The sequence below is a fragment of the Mesorhizobium sp. M0018 genome (assembly GCF_040323955.1).
Taxonomy (GTDB): Bacteria; Pseudomonadota; Alphaproteobacteria; order Rhizobiales; family Rhizobiaceae; genus Mesorhizobium.
The window spans coordinates 316,535-327,276 of sequence record NZ_JAMYVL010000001.1 but is presented as its reverse complement, the minus strand read 5'-3'; the positions used below and the strand labels follow the sequence as shown (position 1 = coordinate 327,276).

12 protein-coding genes are annotated in these 10,742 nt (G+C 61.5%); 3 read left to right on the top strand and 9 right to left on the bottom strand.

Annotated elements, in window-relative coordinates; all coding sequences use genetic code 11:
• Positions 1–39: 39 nt before the first annotated feature.
• The 9 genes from kdpC to NKJ81_RS01525 form a co-directional block, all read right to left on the bottom strand.
• A complete protein-coding gene (gene kdpC / locus NKJ81_RS01565) occupies positions 40–609 on the bottom strand; it encodes a potassium-transporting ATPase subunit KdpC (protein WP_352502664.1) in 570 nt (189 codons plus the stop codon).
• 12 nt (positions 610–621) lie between these two features.
• Positions 622–2,715, bottom strand: coding sequence for a potassium-transporting ATPase subunit KdpB (gene kdpB / locus NKJ81_RS01560; RefSeq protein WP_352539404.1), 2,094 nt, complete (start codon positions 2,713–2,715; stop codon positions 622–624).
• Positions 2,716–2,928: 213 nt separating this feature from the next.
• Complete coding sequence (gene kdpA / locus NKJ81_RS01555) at positions 2,929–4,632, bottom strand: potassium-transporting ATPase subunit KdpA (protein ID WP_352539403.1); 1,704 nt, start codon at positions 4,630–4,632, stop codon at positions 2,929–2,931.
• Positions 4,633–4,657: 25 nt separating this feature from the next.
• Positions 4,658–4,747 carry a K(+)-transporting ATPase subunit F gene (locus NKJ81_RS01550; protein WP_023675300.1) on the bottom strand — a complete coding sequence of 30 codons (90 nt, stop codon included), beginning with the start codon at positions 4,745–4,747 and terminating at the stop codon, positions 4,658–4,660.
• Positions 4,748–5,080: 333 nt separating this feature from the next.
• On the bottom strand, positions 5,081–6,562 hold the full coding sequence (locus NKJ81_RS01545) for a hypothetical protein (RefSeq protein WP_352539402.1): 1,482 nt from the start codon (positions 6,560–6,562) through the stop codon (positions 5,081–5,083).
• A 107-nt stretch (positions 6,563–6,669) separates the two neighbouring features.
• Positions 6,670–6,852: a hypothetical protein gene (locus NKJ81_RS01540; protein WP_352469832.1), complete on the bottom strand. Its 183-nt coding sequence runs from the start codon at positions 6,850–6,852 to the stop codon at positions 6,670–6,672.
• A complete protein-coding gene (locus NKJ81_RS01535) occupies positions 6,852–7,040 on the bottom strand; it encodes a DUF3606 domain-containing protein (protein WP_352502669.1) in 189 nt (62 codons plus the stop codon). The genes NKJ81_RS01540 and NKJ81_RS01535 overlap by 1 nt, the downstream gene beginning before the upstream one ends.
• A 233-nt stretch (positions 7,041–7,273) precedes the next feature.
• Complete coding sequence (locus tag NKJ81_RS01530; protein ID WP_352469460.1) at positions 7,274–7,504, bottom strand: hypothetical protein; 231 nt, start codon at positions 7,502–7,504, stop codon at positions 7,274–7,276.
• 374 nt (positions 7,505–7,878) lie between these two features.
• Entirely contained in the window at positions 7,879–8,313 is a 435-nt protein-coding gene (locus tag NKJ81_RS01525) for a DUF3597 domain-containing protein (protein WP_352539401.1), read from the bottom strand.
• Between the two features lie 321 nt (positions 8,314–8,634).
• On the opposite strand from NKJ81_RS01525, the gene NKJ81_RS01520 reads away from it, so the two are divergent.
• From NKJ81_RS01520 to NKJ81_RS01510, 3 genes are all read left to right on the top strand, one after another.
• Positions 8,635–9,060: a cupin domain-containing protein gene (locus NKJ81_RS01520; protein WP_352465923.1), complete on the top strand. Its 426-nt coding sequence runs from the start codon at positions 8,635–8,637 to the stop codon at positions 9,058–9,060.
• Positions 9,061–9,180: 120 nt separating this feature from the next.
• The gene (locus NKJ81_RS01515) at positions 9,181–9,780 is read left to right on the top strand and encodes a YdeI/OmpD-associated family protein (protein WP_352539400.1); all 600 of its coding nucleotides are present in this window, start codon (positions 9,181–9,183) and stop codon (positions 9,778–9,780) included.
• Positions 9,781–10,241: 461 nt separating this feature from the next.
• The gene (locus NKJ81_RS01510) at positions 10,242–10,514 is read left to right on the top strand and encodes a hypothetical protein (protein ID WP_352469463.1); all 273 of its coding nucleotides are present in this window, start codon (positions 10,242–10,244) and stop codon (positions 10,512–10,514) included.
• The last annotated feature ends 228 nt before the right edge of the window (positions 10,515–10,742 follow it).

The window sequence follows — 10,742 nt, the reverse complement described above, 5'->3', positions numbered from 1 at the left end:
AACGGCGCCGGCTTCGGTGTCGATCCCGGCGCCGGTCCTTCACTGTTTCATGGCATCGTCCAGCGCAAGGTTGAGGGCCAGCACATTGACTACCGGCTCGCCGATGAATCCCAATTCGCGATCTTCGACATGGCTGTCGACAAGCGATTTGATCCTGGATTCATCGACGCCCCTGGCCTTGGCCACCCTGGCAACCTGAAAATAGGCCGCATCGGGGCTGATATGCGGATCGAGGCCGCTGCCGGACGTGGTGACCAGATTCATCGGTACCGGCTGGCTCGGGTTTTCGGCTCTCAGCTTTTCGGCGTCGCTCTTGATCCTGTCGATGAGCTTCGGGTTGGTCGGGCCGAGATTCGAGCCGCCCGAGGCGGCGGCATTGTAGCCGTCGCCGGCAGCCGACGGGCGGCCATGGAAGTAGCGGTCGCTTTCGAAAGCTTGGCCGATCAGCTCGGAACCGACGAGCTTGCCGTCCTTCTCGATCAGGCTGCCATTGGCCTGGCGCGAAAACAGCGCCTGGGCAATGCCGGTCATGCCGATCGGATAGACCAAACCCGTCAGAATGGTGAAGAAGACGATCATGACGATCGCGGGCCTGATTTGATTGAGCATCGACGTGGTTCCTTAGGCGAGACCGAGAGCGGTGATGGCCATGTCGATCATCTTGATGCCGACGAAGGGCACTACGACGCCGCCAAGGCCATAGACAATGAGATTGCGGCTGAGCAGCGCACCGGCGCCGACCGCGCGGTATTTGACGCCCCTCAGCGACAGCGGGATCAGCGCAATGATGATCAGCGCGTTGAAGATGATGGCCGAGAGGATAGCGCTCTGCGGCGTCGCCAGATGCATGACATTGAGCGCTTGCAGCGGCCCGGCGGTCTGGCCCGGGGCGATGTAGAAGGCGGCGAATATTGCCGGGATGATGGCAAAATACTTGGCCACGTCGTTGGCGATGGAGAAGGTGGTCAGCGAGCCACGCGTCATCAGCAGCGCCTTGCCGATTTCGACGATCTCGATCAGCTTGGTCGGATCGCTGTCGAGATCGACCATGTTGCCGGCCTCGCGCGCCGCGACCGTGCCCGTGTTCATGGCAACGCCGACATCGGCCTGCGCAAGGGCCGGCGCATCGTTGGTGCCATCGCCGCACATCGCGACCAGTTTGCCTTTGGCCTGCTCGTCGCGGATCAGCTTCAACTTGTCCTCGGGCGTCGCCTGGGCAAGGAAGTCGTCGACGCCGGCTTCCGCCGCGATCGCCGCCGCGGTCATCGGATTATCGCCGGTGATCATCACCGTGCGGATGCCCATGCGGCGCAATTCGGCAAAGCGTTCTGCGATGCCGCCCTTGACGATGTCCTTCAGATGGACGACGCCGAGCAGGCGCCCGTCGCGCTCGACCGCGAGTGGAGTGCCACCCGATTTGGCGATCTCGTCGGCGATCGCCTGAAGGTCGCGGACGGTGTCGCTGCCGGGGCGCATACTGCCTGTGGCAACGGTCGAGAGGTTGACGTGGGCAAGTACCGCATCGACTGCGCCCTTGCGGACCGAGGAGCCTTCCAGATCGACACCGCTCATGCGGGTTTGCGCGGTGAAGGGCACGAAAGTCGCGTGCAGGCTTGCCATGTCGCGGGCGCGGATAGCGTATTTTTCCTTCGCCAGGACGACGATCGAGCGGCCTTCCGGCGTTTCGTCGGCAAGCGAGGCAAGCTGAGCCGCGTCGGCCAGTTCCTGTTCGGTGACGCCCTTGACCGGACGAAATGCCGTCGCCTGACGGTTGCCCAGCGTGATGGTTCCGGTCTTGTCGAGCAGCAGCGTGTCGACATCGCCGGCCGCCTCGACGGCGCGGCCCGACATGGCGAGCACGTTGAAGCGCACCAGGCGGTCCATGCCGGCAATGCCGATAGCCGACAGCAGGGCGCCAATTGTGGTCGGGATCAGGGTAACGAACAGGGCGACCAGCACGGTCACCGGGATATAGCCGCCCGAATACGAGGCGAAGCTCGGGATCGTCGCCGTCGCCAGCACGAAGATCAGCGTCATGCCGACGAGCAGGATGTTGAGCGCGATCTCGTTGGGTGTCTTCTGGCGCTCGGCGCCCTCGACCAGCGAGATCATGCGGTCGAGGAACGTATGACCGGCAGCCGCAGTGATGCGCACGCGGATCCAGTCGGACAAGACCTGCGTGCCGCCGGTCACCGCCGAACGATCGCCTCCGGATTCGCGGATGACCGGTGCGGATTCGCCGGTGATGGCCGCCTCGTTGACCGACGCCACGCCTTCGACCACCTCGCCGTCCGAGGGGATGATGTCGCCGGCTTCGACAAGCACGGTGTCGCCGACCTTCAGGCTGGTGCCGGGCACCAGTTTGAACTTGCTGCGGTCGCCACCGTTCAACAGCTTTGCCTGCGTCTCGGTTCGCGCCCGACGCAGCGAGTCAGCTTGCGCCTTGCCGCGGCCTTCGGCCACCGCTTCGGCGAAATTGGCGAAGAGCACGGTGAACCACAGCCAGATGATGATCTGCAGCGTGAAGCCAAGATCGCCGCCGCTGGTAACGAGATCCTTGACGAACAGCACGGTGGTGAGCGCCGAGACGACGGCGACGACGAACATCACCGGGTTTCGCATCAAGGTGCGCGGGTTCAGTTTTCTGAAGGAACCGCCGATAGCGGGCCACAGAATGCGGGTATCCATGATGCTCACGGATTTCGACGGGCTCATTTGGTAGCTCCAGTGTCGATGTTGTTGACCGGTCGATCGTGTGCCGAACGAAGGTGCGGCGGCCCGTAAGCCAGCAGCCAGATCATGATCAAGGCTGCCGCAATAGCGAGGAATGTGGACAGCGTCGGGAAAGGAGGGGGCGTTTTCTCCCCCTCCGGCTCGGGGCGATGCCGGACCTTTCGAGGTATGATCTTGAACCAGGGCATCGCCGTTTCAGAATGTCTGACCGTGAATCATCGCCAGGTGCTCGACGATCGGTCCGACCGCCAGGGCCGGGAAGAAGGTCAGGCCGCCGACGATCAGGATGACACCGGCCAGCAGCCCGACGAACAGCGGACCATCGGTCGGGAAGGTGCCGGCGGAGGCAGGGACGGTCTTCTTCGCAACCAGCGAGCCAGCAATCGCCAACGCCGGAATAATGACCAGGAACCGGCCCATCAGCATGCCGATGCCGAGCGTTACGTTGTACCAGGGCGTGTTGCCGCTGAGGCCGCCAAAGGCGGAGCCATTGTTCGCCGCGGCCGAGGTGTAGGCATAGAGAACCTCGGAGAAGCCATGCGGGCCGGCATTGGCGATGGAAGCAACGCCGGTCGGCAGCACCACCGCGATAGCAGTGAAGATCAGCATTGCAAGCGGCAGGCAGAGCACGGCCAGCATAGCCATCTTGACCTCCTTGGCCTCGATCTTCTTGCCGAGATATTCGGGCGTGCGTCCGACCATCAGCCCGGCGACGAAAACGGCAATGACGATGAACATCAGGATACCGTAGAAGCCGGCGCCGACGCCGCCGACAATGACCTCGCCGAGCTGCATGTTGATGATGGGGATCATGCCGCCGAGTGCGGTGAAGCTGTCATGCATGGCGTTGACCGCGCCGCAGGATGCGGCCGTGGTGATGACGGCAAACAGTGCCGACAGGGCGATGCCGAAGCGGCTCTCCTTGCCCTCCATGTTGCCGCCGTCGACACCCAGCGCATGAACAAGCGGATTGCCGGCGGCTTCCGCCCAGTAGCAGACGGCAACGCCAGCGATGAACAGCACGCCCATCGCCGACAGAATTGCCCAGCCCTGGCGCTGGTTGCCTACCATGCGGCCGAAGACATTGGTCAGCGCCGCGCCGAGGGCAAAGATCGTCACCATCTGGATCAGGTTGGAGATTGCATCGGGATTTTCGAAGGGATGCGCTGCATTGGCGTTAAAGAAACCGCCGCCATTGGTGCCGAGCATCTTGATGGCAACCTGGGAAGCGACCGGCCCGACCGCGATAGTCTGTTGCGCGCCTTCGAGCGTCGTCGCGTTGACGTAGGCAGCGAGCGTCTGCGGCATGCCGAGATAGACATAGACGAGAGTCAACACGATGCAAAAGGGCAAAAGCAGGTAGAGCGTGCCGCGGGTCATATCGACCCAGAAATTGCCGATCGATTTGCCTGAGGCTCTGGCAAAGCCGCGGATCAATGCGACCGCAATGGCGACGCCAGTCGCCGCCGACAGAAAATTCTGCACGGTCAAGCCGGCCATCTGCACGAGATAGGACATCGTGCTTTCGCCGCCGTAGTTCTGCCAGTTGGTGTTGGTCATGAAGCTGGCGGCGGTGTTGAAGGCCAGCTCAGGTTCGACGGCGGTCATGCCGGCCGGATTGTAGGGCAGGCCGCCTTGCAGCCGTTGCAGGAAATAGAGCACCAGGAAGCCGGCCAGGTTAAAGAACAGCAGGGCGGCCGCATAGGAGGTCCAGTGCTGCTCCTCGCGCTCGCTGGTCCCTGATATGCGGTAGAGCCCGCGCTCGAGCGGGGCCAGAATTGACGACAGGAATGTGCGCTCGCCGCTGAAAACGCGATGCATGTAGCCGCCGAGCGGCTTGGCCAGCAGAACGACGATCCCGCAATAGACGAGGATCTGCAGCCATCCGTTGATTGTCATGGGGTTGGCTCCTTGCCAGCGGAGATCAGAAGCGTTCCGGGCGAACGAGGGCGTATGTCAGGTAGGCGAGAAGAAACAAGGTCACGGCGCCGCCGAGGATATAGTCGAAAAGCATGTTACGATCCCCTAAACTTACAGCTTGTCGCAGGCTTTGATGTAGCCGAAGCATAGAGCAAAGAACGCGATTCCAATCGCGACAACAAATATGTCCATAATGCATTTTCCTATATCGTGTTTGTTCTTTTAATTTGGACAAAACTGCCCAACCCGTCGCCGCATCATATGGGCGGCTGGATACACCGCTCCTGTGAATATGGATCAAAGTGCCATAAAGGTTCGAGACGGGACGCGGAGCAAAGAAATCAAAATCCCATAAGGATTTCGCCGCCTCGGCGCTGGCCGAAGCTTCAGGAGGGAGGTGCGCACCGGCGCGCGAAGCTGCCGGGGCTCAGTCCGCGCGGGTGTAGATCACCGCGTAATCGTCCGCATAGGCCCGCTTCCAGCCCAGTTCGTCGAAGAACGGAATGCGGCTGTCGTCGGCGGTCAACAACGCCCAGCCTATCGTATATTTGTCGAGTTGGGCTTTCAGGATCGGCTTGCCCCGGCTGTGCCCCGTCTGCTCATCCGTTTCCGTAAAGCCATTCAGGAAGAGCTGATCCGCGCGGCCGTCGATAAACGTCCTGATGCCATGGAAAATCAGCGTGCCGCCGAAATCGTAGGAGTTCAGCAGATTGCCCGACAGATTATGGGTTTGGGCAAAGGCCAGTGCGTCCCTCGCCGAGGTCTTCTGGCTCGGCGCGACCGGATAGCTCGTCAAGGCGGCAGCCGCCAAAACCAGCAAAACGGCAAGTCCAGCACAAATCCTGGAAAATTGCCGTGCGAAAAATTGTTCAAGTCCGTCACGCTTTTCCGCCGCCCATTTCTCGGCTGAAAGCACTGGATATTGTTGCGCGACCTCGACGGCAAGGACCACCGGCACGAGAAGAAAGAACAGGTACATGAACCGTATGTGGGTGAGATAGACGTGCAACGTGAAGACAAGGAACAGCGCCTTGGCCCAGCCAATGCGCAATCTCGACACGAGCAGCCCGAAAAGCGCCACCAGCAGGGCCACCTCCTGGAGGGTGTGCCGCGCGGCGTCGAAGGGCTGCCACTCCGCAATGTAAGGCACCGCCTCATTGCCATAGGCCACGGTGAATGTGGCGAGTATGGCTTTGACGCCATAGGGATTGAGCAGGCTGACCAGCGGGCAAAGCAGCCCGAAAGCGATCCACTTGGCCAGCAGCCGGGGGTTCGACAAGCGTGTGCGCATGACGAGATCGAGGCCGGCGAAGGCGGCGATGACGAAACCGAAGGTGAAGGTGGCATGGAGATTGGCCCACAGGCAAAGCAGCGCCAGCAGCCATAAGGGCGGTGCTTTCTCGTTGCGTGCGGCCTGGAAAAGACCGGCGGTCCAGACGACGATGATGGGCAAGGTAAAGATGTGCGGCCGGGCGACATAGATTGGCCCGATCAAGAGCGCGAGAACCAGCGTCAGTCCTATCGCCAGCGTCGGCTTCAACCACGCGCTGAGATACCACGACGTCAAGAAGGCCGTCAGCGCGATTACTGCAGTCGCCAGCAGCACCACGCCGTTCCAGCCGCCGGCTTGAAAGGCAATTGCAAGGAGAACCTGGCTAAGCCATTCCTTGGCGATCCATGGCTGGCCGGCAAAAGTGTAGGAATAGATGTCGACGGTGGGGAATGTGCGGCGTGCCAGCATATCCATGCCGACCTTGATGTGCCACCAGCTATCGGGATCCTGCAGGAGGGAGTGGGCAAAGGCGAGGAGCGCCGCCGCCATCACGACCGCCGCCACCAGGCAAAACATCAGCCTCACATGCCGTATGTCGTCTATCGACGGCCTCGCCCCACCAGATATCCCGCGCATATGGCATCCCTGAGCCGCGATAGCGGAAGGGATAGGCCGAATTTGTTAGAAAACCGATAAGCCGCAGGATCGCGGCCCCATGCCGCGCGTCCAACCGGCTGGGCGGCTCAGCCCTCGGCCTTGAAGTTCTTGGCTTCCTTCTCGACCTTCGGGCTGTCCTTGCCGTGCTTGCGCATCAGATCCTTCGCCTGCTTCGGCGAAACGTCGGTGGTTTCGGCCAGGCGCAGAGCCTCCTTTTCGTCCAGATCGCGCGTCTTGCGGTCGGCCATTGCGGTTTTCTTGTCAGCCATTACGACGCTCTTATGCTCTCGGCGATTTCGTTCAGCACCTTGCGGTCGGTGCCGTGGCGCTTGATCAGCGTGCGCGCCTGCTCAGGGGTAATGCCCGCTTCCTCGGCGAAGTGACGTACCTCGTAGTCTTCGCCGCCCGCCACTCGTGAGCGGTCGCGACTGTCGGTCTTGGTTTTGTCGTCGGCCATGGCAGCTCTCCTCATCTCAACGAGAGCATAACGGGCAAGATTTCAGCGAGTTCCTTCGAGCGTGTCGCCCAACTACCGGCTTCGGGCATGACCCGGCATGAGCAGCGGTTTTGCTCAAAGCAAGGGCTTGGTGCCAGGCCGACCTTCACGCACAAACAGGCCGGCCTCTTTGGCGGCGCTGCCACCGCCCGCCACTGCTCCTGGGCGCAGCCTGATGTTCGTTCCAGATTGTTTTAATGGGAGCGATGGTCGAACACGACGCCCATGGTCCTACCAACCGCCGTCATGACGATAAGCTCGACCAGATCGTCGTCACTGTTGCCGCAGGCCGGAGCCGTCCTGCGAACGATGTCCAGCATCGCCCTCGTCGATATGGTGTCGCCGGCACCAAACCGTGAAAGCGCAGATGAAACAAGCTCTTGGGCTGTCAAGTCGGCGACCGTCACCCGCTTCACCACGTTCATTGGCTTCCTCCCACCATGAACCCTCTCCCGAGAGAATGATACGCCGAACGTCGCGTTTCGCCAGCAAAATGGTGGTCCTACCAGCGCGTGGGCAGCGACCGAAATCGTCGGTTTTTGCGGGAGGCAATCCGGGCGCGAGGCGGCAGCGCTTTGTGCCATGCGACTTCCCATGGACCCAATCCCGGCGGCCGGGATCGGTCTCAGTTTTATCTAATGGCAGTCTGATGCTTGGCAGTGTGGTCTGCTCGGTTGCGGCCGAAGCCGGCGCAGCAAGAACCACGGTGCGGGCAGAACCGGTCTGTCTTTTTCGTTTGACGCAATTCCGGACGGAAAACCGTTCACCACGTTTTCCTGGAATTGCTTGTCTTGTGACTCTAGGCGGCCAGGTCGCTCGGAAGCTTGCCGCCGTTCTCGGCCAGCTTTTTCATCAGTGCGTCGTGCAGCCACAGATTCATCGTTACAGTGTCGTTCATATCGCCGGTGTAGTTCAGCTCGTGGGCAAGCTCCTTGCGGGCGCCGAGGCTGCTGTCGATATTCAGAGCCTTCATCAGGTCGACGATCGAATTCTTCCAGTTGAGTTTCTGCCCCCTCGCGGCCACCGCCTTGTCGAGAATGGCAGCGATGTCAGGGGCAGAGGACGGCGCGGCCGGCGCGGCCGGAGCCGGGGTTGCAGCCGGGGCGGATCGGGTAGGCGCCGTCGGCTGGGTGGCCGTGCTCGAAGCAGGCGCGGGAGACGGTTGCGCCGGCGGCGCTTCGCCCGCAACCGCGTTTCCGAAAATCGCACCTTTGATACTGTCGAAAATGCCCATTGCTATCTCCTGTATTGGCTCGACGGTGTGTTGCCCTGACGGTCGGTGAGGCGACCGTTGCCGAATGCCGCATTGAGCGCCCTGGTTGTACCGGACCACGAACGCAACGCAGGGGCAACTCAAAACTGACTAAAAGGTAAAGGCTTGGTTGCATTGGGGTATCGGCTCAGTGATCCGGCCCGAGAGTAGAATAGATCGGATCGCGGCCCGACAAATCGTCACGCGCAATGCACGAGGGAACGGTCAGCAGCCAGTTTTGCTGACGCAGACCAGAAAAATCATCTAGATTCGTGTTCGCAATTCGCTGAGAGGAACGAAGCCATGACAGCAGTCGTCGCATCCGACAGGCTCGAACGTTCGCTGGTTTGGGCAGAGGACGATCCGTCGGTCAAATGGGCCGGCGCTTTCGCGGTTTACGGCGGGCACGGCACCACCCAGTCCTCGGTCATTGTCTACGAGATCGAGCCCGGCAAGCGGCTCGGCTGGCACAGCGACGCCACCGAAGAGACGCAATACATCATCGCCGGCACCGGCGAGCTACACATTGAGGGCGGCACCACCCACCCGGTCGGGCCGGGCAGCGTCCTGGTACTTCCGACGCCGGTCAGGCACGACCTCGTCAACACCGGCACCGAAACCCTGCGCGCCGTCGCTTTCTTTGCGGCGGCGATGTTCACGCAGACATTCGACAACGTCATGCTGCCGCCGAAATCCCATGTCCTCGGAACGCCCAATCGTGCGGGCTGAATGCGTGCCGGCGAGAATCACCAGGCCTGCGGATTGCGGACTCGGAGCTGAGGTGAGCGCGCGCGCGGCCGGCAAGCGGTTTGGCGTCGTTACGCGCTCGCGTCATGGGCGGACCGGCTGATGGCGCCCGTCAAGGTCGACCCCGCCAAGGTGCGCGAGTTCAGGGATGCCGAAAGCTTCCATGCCTGGCTTGGCGAGCATCACGACAGCGAGGACGAAGTCTGGATCAAGATCCATAAGCTCGATTCGGGACTGCCGTCGATCACGCCGAAGCAAGCCATCGACGCGGCGTTGTGCTGGGGCTGGATCGATGCAGTGCGCAAGGCCTTGGACGGCAAAAGCTACCTGCAGCGCTACACCCCGCGCGGCAAGAAGAGCACCTGGAGCCAGATCAATGTCGACAATGTCGCCCGGCTGATCGAGGAGGGCCGGATGACCGAGCACGGGCTGAGGCAGGTCGATGCGGCCAAGGCCGACGGCCGCTGGGCGCGCGCCTACAAGAGCGGCAAGGAGATGAAGATCCCCGACGACCTCCAGGCGGCAATAGACGCCGAGCCCACGGCGAAAGAGATGCTGGCAAAGCTCAGCGGGCAAAACCGCTTCGCACTCGCCTTCCGCATCCACAACATGAAAACCGAAGCCGGACGCAAGAAGAAGATCGCGGCGTTCGTGGAGATGCTGAAGCGCGGCGAGACGATCTATCCGCAGGGCAGAAAGTAACATCTGACGAGGCGTGCCGGCGCTGCGTCTTGTGCTTGTCCCTGTCGGCGAGCCCCGAATGCGGCCGGATCACTGCTCAGGCCCACCTTCGATCCAGGCGATGTCGCCGACGATTTGTTTTCGACGAGCGTCGCCCGGCACTTCGACACCAGCTCTCATTCGTTTAGTTGATGCAGGAAAAAGTCTCGTCCTCACAGTCGGCATGGTATATTAGCAGGCGCTGTTATGAGGTTTTTGCCCGTTCAGGAGCCGACTGGCACGTGGGCCGTGTTTGATGCGACCGTGGATGTGCCTGCGGATTTTGCTGGCAGTGCCTTATCGGCTTGCCGCGGGAGCGGGCGGAATGGCTCGCAGCAAGAGCCAATCGAGATGCTGCAAAAGGCACTTCGATTTGCCGGTTGTCAGCTGCCGGATCGGCACAAGCCGCGGTTCTTAGACTTAGACCGATAGGAGAGATTTCGATGATGCAAGAAAGGGTAATGGCGGCTGCGTTGGCAGCCAGGAATCAGGAAGCGGATATTCGTGGTGTCTTCGATATCACCAACAAAACCGATGCGCCAATTGGCCCCCGCCGATTGGGCGAGGCTATCCACTTTGTCGCCAATGCACCTATCGTTGGCTATGATGTTCACGCCGCCGTCATCAGATATGGCCCAGTCGGAACCCCCAGCCTCAGAGCAACAGATTGCGCACAGCTGTGGGAGAAGTTCGGCGAGGCCTTGCTGCAACACTGACGGGCAGACCTTTGGCGCGTATGGCACCACCATCGTGCAGGACACTTCCCTGGCGAGAACGACATGCAAGCCTGGCCGGTAATGTTGCAATTAAATTAGCGTGAGTGCATATTTTTTGCTGGCTGGACTCGCAACCGGCCAGGCCCGGCGGCCGGCCGCCAACGGGCTGTCAGGCCGGCGACAAATGGCTCCGCAGGCCCGACGGTCCCTTGGCAAGATCGCCGGAAC

What these genes read in the sequence shown, in the direction of transcription:
- kdpC (WP_352502664.1), bottom strand. Translation starts at nt 609, where the DNA reads ATGCTCAATCAAATCAGGCCCGCGATCGTCATGATCGTCTTCTTCACC.
- kdpB (WP_352539404.1), bottom strand. Translation starts at nt 2,715, where the DNA reads ATGAGCCCGTCGAAATCCGTGAGCATCATGGATACCCGCATTCTGTGG.
- kdpA (WP_352539403.1), bottom strand. Translation starts at nt 4,632, where the DNA reads ATGACAATCAACGGATGGCTGCAGATCCTCGTCTATTGCGGGATCGTC.
- NKJ81_RS01550 (WP_023675300.1), bottom strand. Translation starts at nt 4,747, where the DNA reads ATGCTTTTCGACTATATCCTCGGCGGCGCCGTGACCTTGTTTCTTCTC.
- NKJ81_RS01545 (WP_352539402.1), bottom strand. Translation starts at nt 6,562, where the DNA reads ATGCGCGGGATATCTGGTGGGGCGAGGCCGTCGATAGACGACATACGG.
- NKJ81_RS01540 (WP_352469832.1), bottom strand. Translation starts at nt 6,852, where the DNA reads ATGGCTGACAAGAAAACCGCAATGGCCGACCGCAAGACGCGCGATCTG.
- NKJ81_RS01535 (WP_352502669.1), bottom strand. Translation starts at nt 7,040, where the DNA reads ATGGCCGACGACAAAACCAAGACCGACAGTCGCGACCGCTCACGAGTG.
- NKJ81_RS01530 (WP_352469460.1), bottom strand. Translation starts at nt 7,504, where the DNA reads ATGAACGTGGTGAAGCGGGTGACGGTCGCCGACTTGACAGCCCAAGAG.
- NKJ81_RS01525 (WP_352539401.1), bottom strand. Translation starts at nt 8,313, where the DNA reads ATGGGCATTTTCGACAGTATCAAAGGTGCGATTTTCGGAAACGCGGTT.
- NKJ81_RS01520 (WP_352465923.1), top strand. Translation starts at nt 8,635, where the DNA reads ATGACAGCAGTCGTCGCATCCGACAGGCTCGAACGTTCGCTGGTTTGG.
- NKJ81_RS01515 (WP_352539400.1), top strand. Translation starts at nt 9,181, where the DNA reads ATGGCGCCCGTCAAGGTCGACCCCGCCAAGGTGCGCGAGTTCAGGGAT.
- NKJ81_RS01510 (WP_352469463.1), top strand. Translation starts at nt 10,242, where the DNA reads ATGATGCAAGAAAGGGTAATGGCGGCTGCGTTGGCAGCCAGGAATCAG.